This window comes from Neisseria sp. HMSC065C04 (genome assembly GCF_001815375.1).
GTDB lineage: Bacteria > Pseudomonadota > Gammaproteobacteria > Burkholderiales > Neisseriaceae > Neisseria > Neisseria flavescens_D.
Genome location: NZ_KV820411.1, coordinates 123,508 through 141,239, shown reverse-complemented (window position 1 = coordinate 141,239; position 17,732 = coordinate 123,508). Strand labels below are relative to the sequence as shown.

Below are 17,732 nucleotides of genomic sequence, written 5' to 3'. Positions count from 1 at the left end.
GAACACACCAGCATTGCGGCTGTTTTGAGTACCTCCACAATATGCTATAATCCGCCGTTAAACTTTTATCTTTTCAGGAAAAACCATGAGCTTGAAATGCGGCATCGTCGGTTTGCCCAACGTCGGCAAATCCACCCTCTTTAACGCGCTGACCCAATCGGGTATCGAAGCGGCAAACTATCCTTTCTGTACCATCGAACCCAACGTCGGCATCGTTGAAGTCCCCGATCCGCGTATGGCCGAATTGGCAAAAATCGTCAATCCGCAAAAAATGCAGCCTGCCATCGTCGAATTTGTCGATATCGCCGGTTTGGTTGCAGGCGCAAGCAAAGGCGAAGGCTTGGGCAACCAGTTCCTTGCCAACATCCGCGAGACGGACGCGATTGTTAACGTTGTACGTTGCTTTGACGATGACAACATCGTCCACGTTGCAGGCAAAGTTGATCCGATTGCCGACATCGAAACCATCGGCACCGAGTTGGCACTTGCCGACCTCGCCAGCGTCGAAAAAGCCATCGTCCGCGAAGAAAAACGCGCCCGCTCAGGCGATAAAGACGCGCAAAAACTGGTCGATCTGTGCAAAAAACTGCTGCCTCATCTGGACGAAGGCAAGCCTGTACGCTCCTTCGGTTTGGACGCAGAAGAACTCGCCATGCTCAAGCCGCTGTTCTTGCTGACTGCCAAACCTGCCATGTACGTCGGCAACGTTTCCGAAGATGGTTTTGAAAACAACCCGCACCTCGACCGCCTGAAAGAATTGGCTGCAAAAGAAAACGCGCCGGTTGTGGCCGTCTGCGCCGCGATGGAAAGCGAAATCGCCGAACTGGAAGACGACGAGAAAGCTGAATTCCTCGCTGAAATGGGCTTGGAAGAACCGGGCCTGAACCGCCTGATTCGTGCCGGCTATGACCTCTTGGGCCTGCAAACCTACTTCACCGCCGGTGTCAAAGAAGTCCGCGCTTGGACCATCCACAAAGGCGACACAGCCCCACAAGCCGCCGGCGTAATTCACACCGATTTTGAACGCGGCTTCATCCGCGCCCAAGTTATCTCCTACGAAGACTTCATCGCTTTAGGCGGCGAAGCCAAAGCCAAAGAAGCCGGCAAAATGCGTGTAGAAGGCAAAGAATATGTCGTACAAGACGGCGATGTGATGCACTTCCTGTTTAACGTATAAACCCAGCGTAACGTTTTTTCAGACGGCCTTTTCTAAGATTAAGGCCGTCTGAATTTATTTTCAGACAGCCTCATGTTTTGAAATATCAACAAAACAAGACATCATCTCCATAATAAATGCGGGCATAGCCCGTAATTTTTCTCTCTTTAAATCTCTCATCTCTTGCCAACACCTTACCTAAAAATAGCACAAGGTTACATCATCAATAACAATATCATTGATATGACAATAAAAAATTAAACAATACCACATCGTATTGATTCATTATAAAACAACATATTAAATACTATGTTGAAACTATCAACTGTATTCCTACTCTAATCTAATCCTATTCAAACGCATATCATCAGCAATCATTCTAAGAAGGCAAACAAACTGCCCAGTACTGACAAACGATGGCTGACCTCCAAAATGCTGCTATTCTCGGCAGGAATCACTTTTCAGACGACGCCATTAAAATAAACTAATTAAAATCAAAATATTATGAGCAAAGTTTTATCTTACCGCCCAGATATTGATACATTGCGTGCCGTTGCTGTTCTATCCGTTGTCATTTTCCATATTGAAAAAAACTGGCTGCCTGGCGGCTTTCTTGGTGTTGATATCTTTTTTGTTATTTCCGGCTTTCTGATCACGATGATTATCCATCGTGAAATGAGCAGTGGGATTTTTTCGTTCAAAAAGTTTTACATCCGCCGTATCAAGCGGATACTGCCCGCATTTTTTACCGTATTGACGGTAACGCTGATATGCGGCTTTCTTTTATTCACCAAAGATGATTTCTCCCTTTTATGGAGGACAGCCCTGTCCACCTTGGGGTTCATCTCCAATATCTTTTTTGCAAAGGGTCAGGGCTATTTCGACCCCATACAAGAAGAAAAACCTTTGCTTCACATTTGGTCTTTATCGGTCGAAGAACAGTATTATTTCGTCTTCCCGATATTGCTGTTACTGGTTGTCCGCAAAAGCTGGTGCACTCAGTTTGCCTTCCTCATCACGCTATGCGTATTCAGCATTTTGGCTTCTTTTATGCCGACTGCACTGGATAAATATTACCTTCCCCACCTGCGCGCCTGCGAAATGCTGATCGGCTCGTTGACGGCAGTGTGGATGCAATACCGGCAACAACAAGCGCTGGATACCGGCAAACAATATGCGGCGGCAGGCGCATTACTTTCCGTATGCGTACTGTTTGCCTGCCTGTTTACCTATACGGAAAAAACTGCCTATTTCCCGGGGCCTGCCGCCATCATTCCTTGTTTGGCCGCCGCCGCATTCATTTATTTCAATCAATTTGAACACCGGCTGAAAAAATTTTTCCAATGGAAGATTACTGTCGGCATAGGCTTGATTTCCTATTCACTATATCTCTGGCATTGGCCTGTATTGGCTTTTATGAGATACATCGGTTCAAACAATCTGCCTTCCTATTCGACTGCGGTCGCGATTGTCTTAATGTTTGCACTCTCTCTGCTTTCTTATTATTTTGTCGAGAAGCCGTTTAAAAACTGGAAGGGCTCTTTTGCCCAATCTGTGACATGGGTTTATGCCGTCCCCATGCTTGTTTTGGCCATTACGCCTTTTCTTGCCATGAAGCTCCCGTTTATGGAGCAATACGACCGCATGGGATTGGCACGTTCCTACACTTCTTGTCACAACAACACCGACAAACAGTGTATTTGGGGCGATACCGACAAACAGCCGGAATTACTGATTTTGGGCGATTCGCATGCCGACCAATATAAAACGTTTTTTGATACCGTCGGCAAAAAAGAAAAATGGTCGGCAACGATGGTCACGGCGGACAGTTGTGCCTATGTAGAAGGTTATGCCGCGCCCATATTCAAACAGAACGCCTCCTGCCGTGCCGTTTACGAGTATGCCAAAGAACATCTACCCCAATACTCAAAAGTGCTTTTGGCCATGCGCTGGGGCAGCCAAATGCCTGAAAACAGCCACTCCCTTGCTTACGATGCCGATTTTTTCAAAAAATTCGACCTCATGTTGCAAAAACTTTCTTCAGAAAAACAAGCCGTTTACCTGATGCTGGACAATCCCAACCTGTCCTACAACGGCTTGCGCGCCTATATCCTGTCTTACCGCATACCTGGATTTAGTCAAAATCTTGTTATTGATGAACAAAACACTTTTAAAGGAAACGAACGCATCAAAAAATTAGCCGAAAAATATGCCAATGTGCACATTATCGATGCCGTCGCCTATATTCCGCACAATTTCAAAATCAACGGATTGCCGGTTTATTCCGATAGAGACCACATCAACCCTTACGGCGGCAGAGAACTGGCCAAGCGTTTTTCCGAAAAACACACGCTTCTTCAGTAAGCCATAGCCATTCATCCGATGAAATTTGCTACAATTAGCAGTTTGTAAAACTGCTAATTTTTTTGGAAGACATCAATGAGCGTCATCAAAGACCTACAATCGCGTGGCTTAATCGCGCAAACTACCGACATCGAAGCCTTAGACGCTTTGCTAAACGAACAAAAAATTTCCCTCTATTGCGGTTTTGACCCGACGGCCGACAGCCTGCACATCGGCCACTTGCTGCCTGTATTGGCATTGCGCCGTTTCCAACAAGCCGGCCATACGCCGATTGCTTTGGTGGGCGGCGCGACCGGTATGATCGGCGACCCAAGCTTTAAAGCGACAGAACGCAGCTTGAATTCCGCCGAAACCGTTGCCGGCTGGGTAGAAAGCATCCGCAACCAACTGAAACCGTTTTTGAGCTTTGAAGGCGATAACGCTGCTATTATGGCCAACAACGCCGACTGGTTCGGCAGCATGAACTGCCTCGACTTCCTGCGCGACATCGGCAAGCATTTCTCCGTCAACGCCATGCTGAACAAAGAATCCGTCAAACAGCGTATCGAGCGCGACGACGTGGGCATTTCCTTCACCGAATTCGCCTACTCCCTGCTGCAAGGCTACGACTTTGCCGAATTGAACAAACGTCATGGCGCGGTTTTGGAAATCGGCGGTTCCGACCAATGGGGCAACATCACTGCCGGTATCGACTTGACCCGCCGTCTGCACCAAAAACAAGTATTCGGCCTGACCCTGCCTTTGGTAACCAAATCCGACGGCACCAAATTCGGTAAAACCGAAGGCGGCTCGGTATGGTTGAACGCGAAGAAAACTTCTCCATATCAGTTCTACCAATTCTGGCTGAAAGTGGCCGATGCCGATGTATATAAATTCCTGAAATACTTTACCTTCCTGTCCATCGAAGCAATCGACGCCATCGAAGCCAAAGACAAAGCCAGCGGCACCAAGCCAGAAGCGCAACGCATTCTTGCAGAGGAAATGACCCGCTTGATTCACGGCGAAGAAGCCCTTGCCGCCGCCCAACGCATTTCTGAAAGCCTGTTTGCCGAAGACCAAAGCCATCTTACCGAAAGCGACTTCGAGCAGCTGGCACTCGATGGCCTGCCGACTTTTGAAGTTTCCGAGAGCCTCAACGTGGTGGAGACTTTGGTGAAAACCGGTTTGGCGTCTTCCAACAAAGAAGCGCGCGGTTTTGTAAACAGCAAAGCGGTTTTGCTCAACGGCAAACCTGCTGAAGCCAACAATCCGAACCATGCCGCTGAAAAACCTGACGATGCCTACATGCTGACCGACGAACACAAACGTTTCGACAAATACACCATCGTCCGCCGCGGCAAACGCAACCACGCTTTGTTGGTTTGGAAATAATCTTTAAACATTAAACGCATCGTTTAAAATAATCATGCCGTCTGAAATCAGCCCACGCTTTTTTCAGACGGCATTTTCTATTGGTAGCATTCAATTTTCCAAAAAAGAAAAGGCAGGTATTACACCTGCCCTTCTATTAAGCCAATTTCCTTAAGAAACTTTTATCCCCTGCTTACTGCAAACGCTCATTCTCTTGACGGACGGCATTCACCACATCCGCACCAAACAAAGCGTTGACATCGGTTTCATCAAACACATACTTGGTATGGCAGAAATCGCAATCGATTTGAATGCTGCCTTGTTCTGCCACCACGCCACCGACTTCCTGACCGCCAAGCATTAACAGCATATCGCTGACTTTGCCGCGGGAGCAGGTGCAGGCAAACTCGATGGCCTCCGGTTCAAAAACGCGGGGCGGGGTTTCATGGTAAAGGCGGTAAAGGGCGTGATGCGCATCCAAACCGGTCAATTCTTGCGGAGTAAGCGTTTGCGCAAGCGTAGTCACATGTCCCCACGCGGCATCATCCAATTCTTCTTCAGGCAGGCGTTGCAGCAATAATGCACCTGCGGCTTGGTCGTCGGCGGCAAGCGTAATATAGGTATCGAGCTGCTCGGAACGTTTCATATAGTTGACCAGCATTTGCGCAATGCTGTCGCCTTCCAGCGGCACAACACCTTGCCATGGGTCGGCATCTTTAGGCTGATGGGTCAAAACGAACACGCTGTTTTCGCCCAACAGCGCAGTCAGGCTTTCATCATCACGAATTTCAGCGGTTTCGTCCCAACGCGCGGTAGCACGGACAGTATTTTCAGAAGTCGCTTCCACCACCAACATTTTCAGACGGCCCTGACCTTGAACCTGAACAATCAGCGTGCCTTCGTTTTTAAGGTTGGCAGACAATAAAGAGCCGGCGGCCAGCAACTCGCCCAAAGCGCGGCGGATGGCGACAGGATAATGTTTTTGGTTGACGATGTGTTGCCAAACCTTTTCGAGGCGGATGTGCATGCCGCGGATAGGCATATCGTCAAAGATAAAGCGTGTACGGATATCGCTGTGATTTTGTGTCATGTCAGTCTCTGAAAATAAATCAATGAATGCCGCTTATATGGTTGCAGCGGCGGATAAATCAAGCGAAACCGCGCCTGATGTTTTTCTAGTTCTTTTGGAAACAAGGGTTTAACGCAAAATAACAGCAGTTTTTTTGCCAAAAAGACGGTTTTTTAATACAATCAAGCAGATAACAAGAGAATGATACGGGATAACATCTCAGAAACCGGCAATGTGCCTGCAATCGGCAGGGAATGCCTTCTGAAACGGAAGTTTTATAATGAATTTTTTACTCCGGCTCGCAGCAGTTTGGACTTCGGTCGCCATGCTTGCGAGCGTCAATTTTTCTTACGCCGATGATTTGGAAAACCTGATTACCACCCGTCAGCGTGTTTTAAACCAATTCAACGACAACGCCAACGTTTACGGCAATACGCGTCAGGCAACCCCTGTCCATCCCACCAATACCTATCCTGCCTCAAGCAACAATACGCGCGCACCTTCGGGCAATGCAGATGAGTTAATCGGCAGCGCCATGGGCTTGCTCGGCGTGGCCTACCGCTACGGCGGCACATCAGCTTCTACCGGCTTTGACTGCAGCGGCTTCATGCAACACATCTTTAAACGCGCCATGGGCGTAAACCTGCCGCGCACCTCTGCCGAACAAGCGCAAATGGGCGTTGCCGTGAACCGTTCCGAGTTGCAGCCGGGCGACATGGTCTTTTTCCGCACCATGGGTCGCGGCCGTATTTCCCACGTCGGCCTTTACATCGGCAACAACAATTTCATTCACGCGCCGAGAACGGGCAAACGTATCGAAATTACCAGCCTTGGCCACAAATATTGGAACGGAAAATACGCCTTTGCCCGTCGCGTGAAGAAAAACGATCCATCCCGTTTCTTGAATTGAGGTGCACGATGGCGATGCCGCAAATACCTAAATGGTATGACGACGACGGTCAGATTGTTTCCTGCACCGAAAAAGTCAAAGTCATGACCGAAAACTTGAACGAACTGTACCAAATAGCGCAGGACGCATTTGAAGACGCGCTGCTGATGGGTTGCTCCGAAAAACAGTTGCGCGAATACTTCCGCGACTTAATGGCCGGACTGGAAAACCCTTATCAAAAAAACAGTTAGTTATTCGATCCATACAAAAAAGGCCGTCTGAAAGTTTTTCAGACGGCCTTTTCTTATTGGGCAGATCCTCTGCCCAATTGCTAACATTCCACCACGCGCACAGATACCGGTATGGCTTTTTTCTGCAAGGTAACGGCCAGGCCGGCGAGTGAGGTTTCTTTGTAGGTTGCCTTCATATCGCGGCCGGTTTGCAGCATGGTTTGAATCACTTCATCAAGTGAGACTTTTTTATCTGTGCCGTCTTCCAAAAGCGCAAGGGTGGCGAGCTTGAGGGCTTTTTCGGCGGCGATGCCGTTGCGCTCGATACAGGGGATTTGCACCAAGCCGCCGACAGGATCACAGGTCAGACCCAAGTGGTGCTCCATTGCCATTTCGGCGGCGTTTTCCACTTGTTTCGGGGTACCGCCGATGACTTCGGCGTATGCGCCTGCCGCCATGGAGCAGGCGACGCCGACTTCGCCTTGACAGCCGACGTCCGCGCCGGAAATCGACGCGTTGGTTTTGTACAAAATGCCGATGGCGCCGGCAGTCAGCAGGAAGTCTTCGACACGCGATTGGTTGGCGTGCGGATTAAATTTGCGGAAATAGTGCAATACGGCAGGAATGATGCCTGCCGCGCCGTTGGTCGGTGCGGTTACGACGCGGCCGCCGGCGGCATTTTCTTCGTTGACCGCCATGGCGTACACCATCGGCCAAAGTTGGGTATTGACGATTTCGCTCTCGCGCAGGACTTTGAGTTTGGCTGCCAACTGCGGCGCGCGGCGACGGACGTTCAAGCCGCCCGGCAGCTGCCCTTCCGCACCCAAGCCGCGCTTGATGCAGTTTTCCATCACATCGGCTACGGCAGCCACACGGCGGCGCACTTCCACTTCATCGCAACCTGCCAACGCTGCTTCATTGGCCAACACGACTTCGGAAATATTCAACTGGTTCAGACGGCATTGTGCCAACAACTCGTCGCAGTTTTTGTATGGATACGGCACATCGGCATTTTCCTGCGCTTCTTGTGCAAACCCCTCGTCTGTTACGATAAAACCGCCGCCAACCGAATAATAAATCTGTTCTTTCAGCTTCTGGCCGTCTGAATTGTAGGCGATAAAGTTCAAACCGTTCGGATGTTTGGGCAACACTTTGTCGCCGCGGATATCCAAATCTTTTTCAGGATTGAAGGCCATTTCGCGGCCGTTGAGTTTTAAAACGTGCTGCGTGCGGATGCGTTCCAAGCGTTGGGGGATGTCTGCAAGCGGAATATCGTGCGGCAGGCTGCCTTCCAAACCGAGCAATAATGCGTCGAATGTGCCGTGTCCGATGCCAGTCAAAGCAAGTGAGCCGTACACTTCAATGACAATGCGCGCCACTTGTGTATCCAAGTTTTCAGCATGCAGCAAATCGGCAAAAGCGGCCGCGGCCTTCATCGGGCCGACGGTGTGCGAGCTGGACGGGCCGATGCCGATTTTAAAAATATCAAAGATACTGATCATAAGGTTTTCCTATCATTGTGTGTGCGGGCTGGCTGTTTTTCAGACGGCCTTAAAGCCTAAAGAGGAATCTTTTGCACCGCTTGCCAATGCAAGTACCAAATGTCCGACAGTCATCAAAGGATCGCCTGCTTCCGGCGAGGTGTATTTCAGCGTCAGCGGTTTTTTACGCAAGGGTTCGTAATGGCTGACTTTACAATGCGGGTCTTCCAAACTTGTAGAACCGGCGCGGTATCTGTATGCCAACAGCCGTAAATCGTTCAAGTCCATCTTCATGCCGTTATCCAACAATTCGCGCAACTGGTTTTCCCAGGCAATATCGTTGCTTCCGTCTTTAATGGCAATCAAGATGGACTTTTCGAGGATTTTTTTGATGTGCTGGTTCAAGGAGCGGATTGGGAAATGCCCCAGCCACAACAAATCGGTCTCCGCAAATTGGGCGGAAAACTGCTCGATAAACCAGGAATGTAAACCTCGATAATCCGGCGAATGAAACAGGGTTGATTTAACCTTGTTGCCATCTTTATCCAACATGTAATGGCAGCCGATAATCACGCTGCAAGATTCGGCAGCCCATCTAGGAATAATGACTTTGGGGGTAAAGAGCGTTTCGAGGCGTTGCTCGGTAAATTGAGTGGTGAAATCGGGATTGTATTGCAACGATGTCGGCAAATAGCCGCGCCAAAGGTACATGCCGATCCTGTTTTCGCCGATGACATCCAAGAGTTGTTCCAGCATGGTACGGCTAGGACATGAAATAAATTCGTCCGCATCCAGCGGAAAAACGAAATCTATCGCTTCATCTTTTGCTACAAGCTGCTTCATAAGCAGGTTTACCAATTGCTCTTGATTGTACTTGAGCGCTTGATATTGATAGATAAATATCGGCAAACCTTCTTCTTTCAATTGAATCAGGATTTCCCTTGTTCCATCGCTGCTGCCGTGATCGATGATGTGCATTTCATCCATCAGCTCGAGATTATGACGGACAAACGATTCGATCACGTCGTTTTCGTTGCGCACCATGCTGATGCTGATTAATTTCTTTCCCATAAATTATGCAATGTATTGATAGGTTTTAATCATTTTTCAGACGGCCTTAATCCAACCGGCAATGCGTTTTTCAATCGCTTCGGCACTCAGTCCCAAGTCGTCCAACAGTTTTTTCGGGTCGCCGTGTTCGGTAACTTTGTCTTCTACACCCAGCAGCAACACCGGTTTGCAGATGCCGTGTTTCGCCAACACTTCCAACACCGCGCTGCCTGCGCCGCCTTGTTCGGCGTTTTCTTCGGCGGTAACGATGTAATCGTGGCTTCTGGCGAGACGGACGATCAGCTCTTCATCTATCGGTTTGACAAAGCGCATATCGGCAACGGTCGCGTTCAGCTTGTCGGCAGCGACCAATGATGGGGCAACCATGCTGCCAAAGGCGATAACGGCAATTTTTCCGCCTTCGCGACGGATGATGCCTTTACCGATTTCAACGGTTTCCAGGCCGTCTGAAACGGTTGCGCCCGTGCCTGTACCGCGCGGATAACGGACGGCGGACGGCGAATTTGCCTGATAGCAGGTTGAGAGCAGCAGGCGGCATTCGTTTTCGTCGCTTGGTGCGGCAATAATCATATTCGGCACGCAACGCAAAAAGCTCAAGTCGTACAAACCGGCATGGGTCGGGCCGTCTGCGCCGACAATACCTGCACGGTCGATGGCAAACAAAACAGGCAGGTTTTGCAAGGCAACGTCGTGTACCAACTGGTCGTAAGCGCGTTGCAGGAAAGTGGAGTAAATCGCCACGACAGGCTTGATGCCTTCACACGCCAAACCGCCTGCAAAGGTAACGGCGTGTTGCTCGGCGATGCCGACGTCGAAATAGCGGTCGGGGAATTGCTGTTCAAACTCAACCAAGCCGCTGCCCTCGCGCATGGCAGGCGTGATGGCAACCAAACGCTCGTCCGCCGCCGCTTGGTCGCACAGCCATTGGCCAAACACTTGCGTATAGGTCGGTTTGGCCGCGGCAGGTTTGACTTCCGGTGCAGGCACTTCGCTCGGCAGCTTGGCGACAGCGTGGTATTTGACAGGATCGTTTTCGGCGAATTTGTAGCCGTTGCCTTTTTTGGTGATGACGTGCAGCAACTGAGGGCCTTTGCGGCCGCGCAAGTCTTTTAATACGTCCACCAGATTTTCAACGTTGTGGCCGTCCACCGGGCCGGTGTAACGGAAACCGAAGTTTTCAAACAAAGACAGCGACTGTTTGGCGTGTTCCGCTTCTCCTGCCAAGGTTTTGATTTTGTTTTCGACTTTTTGGGCAAGCTCCATCGCGCCGGGCAATTTATCCAATACTTTGCTCGATTGGGCTTTAATGGTGCTCAACAGGCCGTGCATATCACGCACGACGTTGCTAGCAAGGTATTTCGGCAGCGCGCCAACATTGGGGGAAATCGACATTTCGTTGTCGTTGAGGATGACCAGCAAATCGACATCCATATCGCCTGCGCAGTTCAGGGCTTCAAACGCCTGACCCGCCGTCATGGCTCCGTCGCCGATGATGGCGACGCTGCGGCGGTTATTGCCCAACTGTTTGTCCGCAACGGCCATGCCCAAGGCCGCGCCGATGGATGTGGAAGAATGCCCCACGCCGAACGCGTCGTATTCCGACTCGCTGCGTTTCGGAAAACCCGCCAAACCGCCGTATTGGCGCATGGTGTGCATTTGATTTTTGCGGCCGGTGAGGATTTTGTGCGGATAGCTTTGATGGCCGACATCCCAGACCAAATGGTCTTCTGGCGTGTCGTACACATAATGCAGTGCAACCGTCAGCTCGACCGCGCCCAAGTTACTAGCGAAATGGCCGCCCGTCTTACCGACGGAATCCAACAGAAATTCGCGCAATTCGGCGGCGACTTGCGGCAGCTGTTTTTTCTCCAGACGGCGCAAATCCTGAGGCGTATCGATAATATCGAGCAAAGGGCTTGGGTTCATGATTTTTGGCGGTGAATTTTTGTGTAACGGACGATTATATCAAGAGATTGCACAACTTGTTACAAATGCTTTCAGACGGCCCGAACCTTTATCCTTTATAATACTGCCAACTGAAAACACAAGGCCGTCTGAAATGACCCAAAACGCAAACAATCTCTGCTGGCTCGATATGGAAATGACCGGCCTCAACCCGGAACACGACCGCATTATCGAAGTCGCCATGATCATTACCGATTCCGATTTAAACGTACTGGCACAATCGGACGTTTACGTCATCCATCAAAGCGATGAGTTGCTCGACGGCATGGACGAGTGGAACACCGCCACCCACGGCCGCACCGGCCTGACCCAACGTGTACGCGAATCCAAACTGACCGAAGCCGAAGTCGAGCAAAACCTGTTGGACTTCATGTCCGCATGGATACCCGAGAAATCCACGCCCATGTGCGGCAACTCCATCCATCAAGACCGCCGCTTCATGGTCAAATATATGCCGCGTTTGGAAGCCTATTTCCACTACCGCAACTTAGACGTATCCACGCTGAAAGAATTGGCTAAACGCTGGAATCCGGCAGTCGCCAAAAGCGTGGTCAAACGCGGTTCGCACAAGGCATTGGACGACATCCTCGAAAGCATCGAAGAAATGCGCCATTATCGCGAGCATTTCCTCAAACTCCCTTCCGAACAATAATCCCAAGGCCGCCTGAAACAGGTTTTACACCGTTCAGACGGCCTCATCGGCTTCCTTCATCTCATGAAAATCACCAAAATTTTTACCTTCGATTCCTCGCACATGCTCGACGGGCATGACGGCAAATGCCAAAACCTGCACGGCCACACCTACAAACTCGAAATCACCGTCTCCGCGCCCGTTATCCAAGGCGGCGCAAAAGACGGCATGGTGATGGACTTTACCGACCTGAAAGCCATCGTTAAACAACACATTACCGACCCGTTCGACCACGCCTTCATCTATCACGGCAACAACGAACGCGAAAGCCAAATCGCCGCGCTTTTGGAAGGCTGGAACATGAAACCCCTGCGCCTACCCTGCCGCACCACCGCCGAAAACATGAGCGTAGAAATGTATGGCCGTCTGAAAAACGCCGGTGTCAAAGTGTGCAGCGTGAAATTATGGGAAACGCCGACGTCGTGTGCGGAATATGAAGGGGAATAAACCGGCATTTTGTATTTTTCAGACGGCCTGTTCCCCAAACACGCCCATCCGCTAAACATCAAAAGGAATCTTCATGAAAATCATCTCCACCCTCCTCGTCCTCTTCGTCGCTGTCGAACATTTCTACATCGCCTGGCTCGAAATGACGCAAATCCCAAGCGAAAAAGCGTCAGAGCTGTTCAATATGCCTTACGAATTTATGGAACAAAAACGCGTACAAACCCTGTTTTCCAACCAAGGACTGTACAACGGCTTCCTCGCCATCGGCTTGGTATGGGCGCGCTTTGCCGCACCCGACAACGCCGTTTACGGCGCGACCATCCTGTTCCTCGGCTTCGTTCTCATCTCCGCCGCATGGGGCGCGTTTTTATCCGGCAACAAAGGCATTTTGTTCAAACAAGGCTTGCCGGCATTTTTGGCCGCCGCAGCCGTCATTGCCGCTTAAACACACCAGCCATTCTTTCCCCACGAACCAACAGAAAGAATGGCTGCCTCAACCGATTTCTTAAAACGCTTCACCACAATAATTAAAACCCGCACACCCGACATTCATGACCATTCAAATCACACCAAACAATCCACAATACCGCATTGTCGAAATCTTTGAAAGCCTGCAAGGCGAAGGCTGGAATACAGGCATGCCCGCCGTTTTCATCCGTTTGGGCAAATGCAATCTCGCGTGCAGCTGGTGCGATACCGACTACCTCAAATTCGGCATGATGAGCCTGTCCGATATTTTGGGTCGTCTGAAAACCTACACGGCGCGCAACATCATCATTACCGGCGGCGAACCCACCATCCAACCGCATTTGGATACCCTGCTCAATGCACTCAAAGCCGAAGGCTATTTTCTGTGTATAGAAACCAACGGCCTCAACCCCGCGCCACCGCAAATCGACTACGTTGCCACCAGCCCTAAAGCTTGCTATGCCGCCAAATATGAATCCGGCTGCATCGAGAAAGCCGACGAAGTGCGCATTGTTGCCGACGGCGATGTCATCGCATTTTGCCAAGAGATGGAACGCAAAATCCGCGCCCAACATTACTACCTCTCGCCTTGTGAGCAAGACGGTGTGATGAATATCTACGACACCATCCGCCAAATCGGCGTATTAAACAGCCGACCAGACGCCCCCGTCCATTGGCAACTAAGCGTACAGACACATAAATGGGCAGGAATAGAATAATTCGTTTGAAATCAATTAAAAACAAAACCTTTACAAAATATTGAATGTAAATACCTTTCGATATTCGACCAAATGCACTACTGGCAATGCTCTCAGGCCGTCTGAAAACCCAATTTCAGACGGCCTTTTTTGTTACAAACCTCTTGACCGATTACATAAGATTACGTAAAGTGTGCAACAGTTTTCATAAATTGGTAAAACCAATTTACCTGATAACTGATTGCATCTAAAAAGGTGGCAATCCTTATTCGAAAAACATCTATTACTCAACACATCGCATCAAACCGCCATTGATTGACGGTTATGGTGCTTGTTGCCCCGAGGATATTCCTATGGCTCTCTTTCTCAGCATTTTCCCCATCATCCTGCTGATTTGGCTGATGGTTAAGAAAAACAGTATGCCGTCTTACATTGCGCTGCCAATTACCGCTGCGCTGATTTACGTCATCAAACTGTTTTATTTCGGCGACAACGCCATGTTGCTCAATGCAACGGCAGCATCAGGCCTCGTTTCTACCCTGACCCCGATTACCGTGATTTTCGGTGCCATTATGTTCAACCGCATGATGGAAACCACCGGCTGTATCGACGTCATCCGCAAATGGCTGGCTACCATCAGCCCGAATCCGATTGCCCAATTGATGATCATCGGCTGGTCTTTCGCCTTTATGATTGAAGGTGCGTCCGGTTTCGGTACGCCTGCCGCCATTGCCGCGCCAATCCTGATGAGCTTGGGCTTCAACCCGTTAAAAGTAGCCATCTTCGCTTTGGTGATGAACTCCGTACCTGTTTCCTTCGGTGCAGTAGGTACTCCGACTTGGTTCGGCTTTGCGCCTTTGGGCTTGGATCAAAAGAGCATTATGGAAATCGGTATGCAAACCGGCGTAATGCACTTCTTCGCAGGTTTCATCATCCCTGTTATCGGCTTGAGCTTCATCGTACCTTGGGCTGAAATCCGTAAAAACTTGGGCTTTATCGGTATCGCCGTATTCTCCTGTACCCTTCCTTACGTTGCATTGGCGATGGTCAATGAAGAATTCCCATCTCTGGTTGCCGGCGCAATCGGCCTGATGGTGTCCGTATTCGCAGCAAACCGCGGCTGGGGCTTGAGCAAAGATTACGCCAAAGACCCGAATGCAGAAAAAGTACCTTTCGCACAAGTTGCCAAAGCACTGGCTCCTTTGGGTATGCTGATCGGCATGCTGGTGATCACCCGTATCAAACAGCTGGGCATCAAAGGCCTGCTGACCAGCAAAGAAGAATGGTTCAGCTTCCAACTGCCGTTTGATTTATCCAAAATCACCGTCAGCGACTCTCTGACCATCACCTTCGGCAACATCTTCGGCCAAGGCGTAAACGCTTCCTATCAAACCCTCTACGTTCCGGCTTGGATTCCGTTTGTCTTCACCGTTTGGATTTGCATCCTGCTGTACAAAACCAAATTCAAAGATGCGTGGTCTTTCTACGCTGCAACCTTCAACCAAACCAAAAAACCTCTGCTTGCCCTGATGGGTGCGCTGATTATGGTTCAACTGATGATGGTTGGCGGTGACGACTCCATGGTGAAAATCATCGGTAAAGAGTTTGCCGCTATGGCAGGCGAACACTGGGTGTACTTCTCCCCATACTTGGGCGCAATCGGTGCATTCTTCTCCGGTTCCAACACTGTATCCAACCTAACCTTTGGCCCGATTCAACAACAAATCGCGCTTGATACCGGCCTGTCCGTTACCCTCATCCTCGCCCTGCAATCCGTCGGCGGCGCAATGGGCAACATGGTCTGCATCAACAACATCATCGCCGTGTGCAGTGTGTTGAACGTGAACAACGCCGAAGGTGCGATCATCAAGAAAACTGTCATCCCAATGACCATCTACGGCATCATCGCCGTGACTGTGGCTGCAATTTTCTTCTTGTAAACCGCTTCATATCAAAGGCCGTCTGAACATTCAGACGGCCTTTTTTTGTATTCTTTCGCTATATTTCTTAAAGAATCATTAATGTATATATTCCGCAACAACCCACATAACTACTTTGCAACACCAAATCACAAACAACTTTCTATTAATAAACAATCGGGTAACCATAAGTAAACACTGTTTTGCAATTTACCTAATTGCCACTACCGACAAAACGCCTAAAATACGCTTCATCTGCAAACGGAAACCCTTTCTCACTTTGCAAGATAACACACAACCCTCATATGGAGCTTAGATCATGAAATTACTTTCTGTTATCACTGCAGCCGCATTGGCTACTGTTTCCTTCTCTGCTGCCGCTGCACCTGCCGGCTTCGTTTCTTACCGTTGTGACGGTGGCAAATCACTGAACGTGATGTACGGCTTTGACCGTAGCGGCCGTGCAGTTACTGCTGACGTAAACGCCGGTGGCAAAAAAGCCTCTTTGGTTGTCGACAAAAAACGTTCTGACAGCACTGGCACTACTTTCACCAACCGTAAAGGCTATGTAATGTCTGCCGGTTTCATCGACAAAAACACCCACACTACTTCTGAAGTAGTTGGCGTGAACGCCCCTAACGGCTCATTCCTGGTGAAAAACTGCGAACCACGTCCACGTTAATCCCAGTTTTCCTATTTAACCGAATCATCCCGGTTTGATAGAAAGGCCGTCTGAAAAACAATTTTCAGACGGCCTTTTTATTTAAGCCTATAAAAAAGAGCGTGTACCGTACACGCTCTTTTTGTTTGTTCGCACACCAATTAAATACGCATCGGCATCACGATATATTTGAAATTCGGATTGTTCGGCACGGTAAACAGCGTTGAACGGTTGGCATCGCCGAAAGCAAGCTGCATATCGTCGGAGTGGATGTTACGCAACACATCCATCAGGTAGCCGATGTTGAAACCGACTTCGAGTTCTCCGCCTTGGTAAGCGATTTCCAGCTCCTCGCGCGCTTCTTCCTGCTCGTTGTTGCTACATACGACACTCAGCAAACCAGGCTGCAGGAACAGTCGTGCGCCGCGGAATTTTTCATTGGCAAGAATGGCAGCACGCTCGAGCGCACCCAAAAACTGGGTACGGGACACGAGGAAAATCTTGTCGTTATCCAAAGGAATCACGCGGTTAAAGTCAGGGAACTTGCCATCGATGACTTTGCTGACAATGGTCGTACCATTACATTGGAAGCGTACTTGATTGTCCAAAAGCTCAACGGTGATGGACTCGGACGGATTGTTCAATAGCTTGAAGAGTTCCAATACCGTTTTGCGCGGCAGGATGACTTCGGTTTTGGGCAGTTCTACTTCAATTTGGCTGGCCGCATAAGCAAGGCGGTGGCCGTCGGTTGCCACAAGGCGCAGCTGGTTTCCTTCGACCTGCATCAGCAAGCCGTTGAGGTAATAGCGGATATCTTGAACCGCCATGCTGTATTGCACTTGCGAAAGCATGGTTTTGAAGGTTTCTTGAGTCAGCGAGAAAGTCGCGCTGACGTCGCTGCCGACATTCATCAACGGAAAGTCTTCAGCAGGCAGGGTTTGCAGGGCAAAACGGGATTTTCCCGCGCGCAGAGTCAAACGGTTATCCGCCCAATCCAGTGATACCAGTGCACTGTCAGGCAGGGCGCGCAAAATGTCTTGGAATTTTTTAGCGTTGGTCGTAATGCGGAAATCGCCTGCCTGACTTTCAGGGCCGGCGGTATTGATTTGGATTTCCAAGTCGGTTGCCAAAAGTTTGGTCTGTCCGTCTTTGCTTTCCAGCAACACATTGGACAAAATCGGCAGAGTATGGCGACGTTCGACAATACCGGTAACGGCTTGCAACGGCTTGAGCAGACTGTCGCGATCGGCTTGTAAAATCAGCATGTTCCATT

At 49.8% G+C, this 17,732-nt stretch carries 16 protein-coding genes; 11 read left to right on the top strand and 5 right to left on the bottom strand.

Going from position 1 to position 17,732, the window contains the following annotated elements:
- Window positions 1-85: 85 nt before the first annotated feature.
- From ychF to tyrS, 3 genes are all read left to right on the top strand, one after another.
- A complete protein-coding gene (gene ychF / locus HMPREF3022_RS05780) occupies window positions 86-1,177 on the top strand; it encodes a redox-regulated ATPase YchF (RefSeq protein ID WP_049330669.1) in 1,092 nt (363 codons plus the stop codon).
- 483 nt (window positions 1,178-1,660) lie between these two features.
- The gene (locus HMPREF3022_RS05775) at window positions 1,661-3,520 is read left to right on the top strand and encodes an acyltransferase family protein (protein WP_049332609.1); all 1,860 of its coding nucleotides are present in this window, start codon (window positions 1,661-1,663) and stop codon (window positions 3,518-3,520) included.
- A gap of 75 nt (window positions 3,521-3,595) precedes the next feature.
- Window positions 3,596-4,891, top strand: a complete 1,296-nt coding sequence (tyrS, locus tag HMPREF3022_RS05770; protein WP_070765245.1) for a tyrosine--tRNA ligase — start codon at window positions 3,596-3,598, stop codon at window positions 4,889-4,891.
- Between the two features lie 172 nt (window positions 4,892-5,063).
- On the opposite strand, the gene hslO is transcribed toward tyrS, so the two are convergent.
- Window positions 5,064-5,960 carry an Hsp33 family molecular chaperone HslO gene (gene hslO / locus HMPREF3022_RS05765; protein WP_049332612.1) on the bottom strand — a complete coding sequence of 299 codons (897 nt, stop codon included), beginning with the start codon at window positions 5,958-5,960 and terminating at the stop codon, window positions 5,064-5,066.
- Window positions 5,961-6,219: 259 nt separating this feature from the next.
- On the opposite strand from hslO, the gene HMPREF3022_RS05760 reads away from it, so the two are divergent.
- On the top strand, window positions 6,220-6,849 hold the full coding sequence (locus tag HMPREF3022_RS05760) for a C40 family peptidase (protein ID WP_049332615.1): 630 nt from the start codon (window positions 6,220-6,222) through the stop codon (window positions 6,847-6,849).
- An 8-nt stretch (window positions 6,850-6,857) separates the two neighbouring features.
- Window positions 6,858-7,079, top strand: a complete 222-nt coding sequence (locus HMPREF3022_RS05755; protein WP_049332616.1) for a hypothetical protein — start codon at window positions 6,858-6,860, stop codon at window positions 7,077-7,079.
- A gap of 80 nt (window positions 7,080-7,159) precedes the next feature.
- On the opposite strand, the gene HMPREF3022_RS05750 is transcribed toward HMPREF3022_RS05755, so the two are convergent.
- The 3 genes from HMPREF3022_RS05750 to dxs are packed head-to-tail and all read right to left on the bottom strand — an operon-like array spanning window position 7,160 to window position 11,536.
- The gene (locus HMPREF3022_RS05750; protein WP_049332618.1) at window positions 7,160-8,560 is read right to left on the bottom strand and encodes an L-serine ammonia-lyase; all 1,401 of its coding nucleotides are present in this window, start codon (window positions 8,558-8,560) and stop codon (window positions 7,160-7,162) included.
- Between the two features lie 39 nt (window positions 8,561-8,599).
- The gene (locus tag HMPREF3022_RS05745; protein WP_049332620.1) at window positions 8,600-9,610 is read right to left on the bottom strand and encodes a glycosyltransferase family 2 protein; all 1,011 of its coding nucleotides are present in this window, start codon (window positions 9,608-9,610) and stop codon (window positions 8,600-8,602) included.
- Between the two features lie 36 nt (window positions 9,611-9,646).
- Window positions 9,647-11,536, bottom strand: coding sequence for a 1-deoxy-D-xylulose-5-phosphate synthase (dxs, locus tag HMPREF3022_RS05740; protein ID WP_049332622.1), 1,890 nt, complete (start codon window positions 11,534-11,536; stop codon window positions 9,647-9,649).
- 133 nt (window positions 11,537-11,669) lie between these two features.
- On the opposite strand from dxs, the gene orn reads away from it, so the two are divergent.
- The 6 genes from orn to HMPREF3022_RS05710 all read left to right on the top strand — a co-directional run bounded on the left by orn (window position 11,670) and on the right by HMPREF3022_RS05710 (window position 16,480).
- Window positions 11,670-12,227, top strand: a complete 558-nt coding sequence (gene orn, locus HMPREF3022_RS05735) for an oligoribonuclease (protein ID WP_039862353.1) — start codon at window positions 11,670-11,672, stop codon at window positions 12,225-12,227.
- A gap of 63 nt (window positions 12,228-12,290) precedes the next feature.
- Window positions 12,291-12,713: a 6-carboxytetrahydropterin synthase QueD gene (gene queD / locus HMPREF3022_RS05730; protein WP_070765244.1), complete on the top strand. Its 423-nt coding sequence runs from the start codon at window positions 12,291-12,293 to the stop codon at window positions 12,711-12,713.
- 73 nt (window positions 12,714-12,786) lie between these two features.
- Complete coding sequence (locus HMPREF3022_RS05725) at window positions 12,787-13,158, top strand: DUF1304 domain-containing protein (RefSeq protein ID WP_049332624.1); 372 nt, start codon at window positions 12,787-12,789, stop codon at window positions 13,156-13,158.
- Window positions 13,159-13,264: 106 nt separating this feature from the next.
- Complete coding sequence (locus tag HMPREF3022_RS05720) at window positions 13,265-13,900, top strand: 7-carboxy-7-deazaguanine synthase QueE (RefSeq protein WP_049332626.1); 636 nt, start codon at window positions 13,265-13,267, stop codon at window positions 13,898-13,900.
- A 332-nt stretch (window positions 13,901-14,232) separates the two neighbouring features.
- The gene (locus HMPREF3022_RS05715) at window positions 14,233-15,819 is read left to right on the top strand and encodes an L-lactate permease (RefSeq protein WP_070765243.1); all 1,587 of its coding nucleotides are present in this window, start codon (window positions 14,233-14,235) and stop codon (window positions 15,817-15,819) included.
- A 298-nt stretch (window positions 15,820-16,117) separates the two neighbouring features.
- A complete protein-coding gene (locus tag HMPREF3022_RS05710) occupies window positions 16,118-16,480 on the top strand; it encodes an ACP-like domain-containing protein (protein ID WP_004520408.1) in 363 nt (120 codons plus the stop codon).
- 140 nt (window positions 16,481-16,620) lie between these two features.
- Here HMPREF3022_RS05710 and dnaN read toward each other — a convergent pair whose 3' ends face one another.
- Window positions 16,621-17,724 (bottom strand): DNA polymerase III subunit beta, encoded by a 1,104-nt coding sequence (dnaN, locus tag HMPREF3022_RS05705; RefSeq protein ID WP_049332629.1) that lies wholly within the window; start codon window positions 17,722-17,724, stop codon window positions 16,621-16,623.
- Window positions 17,725-17,732 lie beyond the last annotated feature (8 nt).

Coding starts and splice junctions, on each gene's coding strand:
- ychF (WP_049330669.1), top strand. CDS start 86: ATGAGCTTGAAATGCGGCATCGTCGGTTTGCCCAACGTCGGCAAATCC.
- HMPREF3022_RS05775 (WP_049332609.1), top strand. CDS start 1,661: ATGAGCAAAGTTTTATCTTACCGCCCAGATATTGATACATTGCGTGCC.
- tyrS (WP_070765245.1), top strand. CDS start 3,596: ATGAGCGTCATCAAAGACCTACAATCGCGTGGCTTAATCGCGCAAACT.
- hslO (WP_049332612.1), bottom strand. CDS start 5,960: ATGACACAAAATCACAGCGATATCCGTACACGCTTTATCTTTGACGAT.
- HMPREF3022_RS05760 (WP_049332615.1), top strand. CDS start 6,220: ATGAATTTTTTACTCCGGCTCGCAGCAGTTTGGACTTCGGTCGCCATG.
- HMPREF3022_RS05755 (WP_049332616.1), top strand. CDS start 6,858: ATGGCGATGCCGCAAATACCTAAATGGTATGACGACGACGGTCAGATT.
- HMPREF3022_RS05750 (WP_049332618.1), bottom strand. CDS start 8,560: ATGATCAGTATCTTTGATATTTTTAAAATCGGCATCGGCCCGTCCAGC.
- HMPREF3022_RS05745 (WP_049332620.1), bottom strand. CDS start 9,610: ATGGGAAAGAAATTAATCAGCATCAGCATGGTGCGCAACGAAAACGAC.
- dxs (WP_049332622.1), bottom strand. CDS start 11,536: ATGAACCCAAGCCCTTTGCTCGATATTATCGATACGCCTCAGGATTTG.
- orn (WP_039862353.1), top strand. CDS start 11,670: ATGACCCAAAACGCAAACAATCTCTGCTGGCTCGATATGGAAATGACC.
- queD (WP_070765244.1), top strand. CDS start 12,291: ATGAAAATCACCAAAATTTTTACCTTCGATTCCTCGCACATGCTCGAC.
- HMPREF3022_RS05725 (WP_049332624.1), top strand. CDS start 12,787: ATGAAAATCATCTCCACCCTCCTCGTCCTCTTCGTCGCTGTCGAACAT.
- HMPREF3022_RS05720 (WP_049332626.1), top strand. CDS start 13,265: ATGACCATTCAAATCACACCAAACAATCCACAATACCGCATTGTCGAA.
- HMPREF3022_RS05715 (WP_070765243.1), top strand. CDS start 14,233: ATGGCTCTCTTTCTCAGCATTTTCCCCATCATCCTGCTGATTTGGCTG.
- HMPREF3022_RS05710 (WP_004520408.1), top strand. CDS start 16,118: ATGAAATTACTTTCTGTTATCACTGCAGCCGCATTGGCTACTGTTTCC.
- dnaN (WP_049332629.1), bottom strand. CDS start 17,724: ATGCTGATTTTACAAGCCGATCGCGACAGTCTGCTCAAGCCGTTGCAA.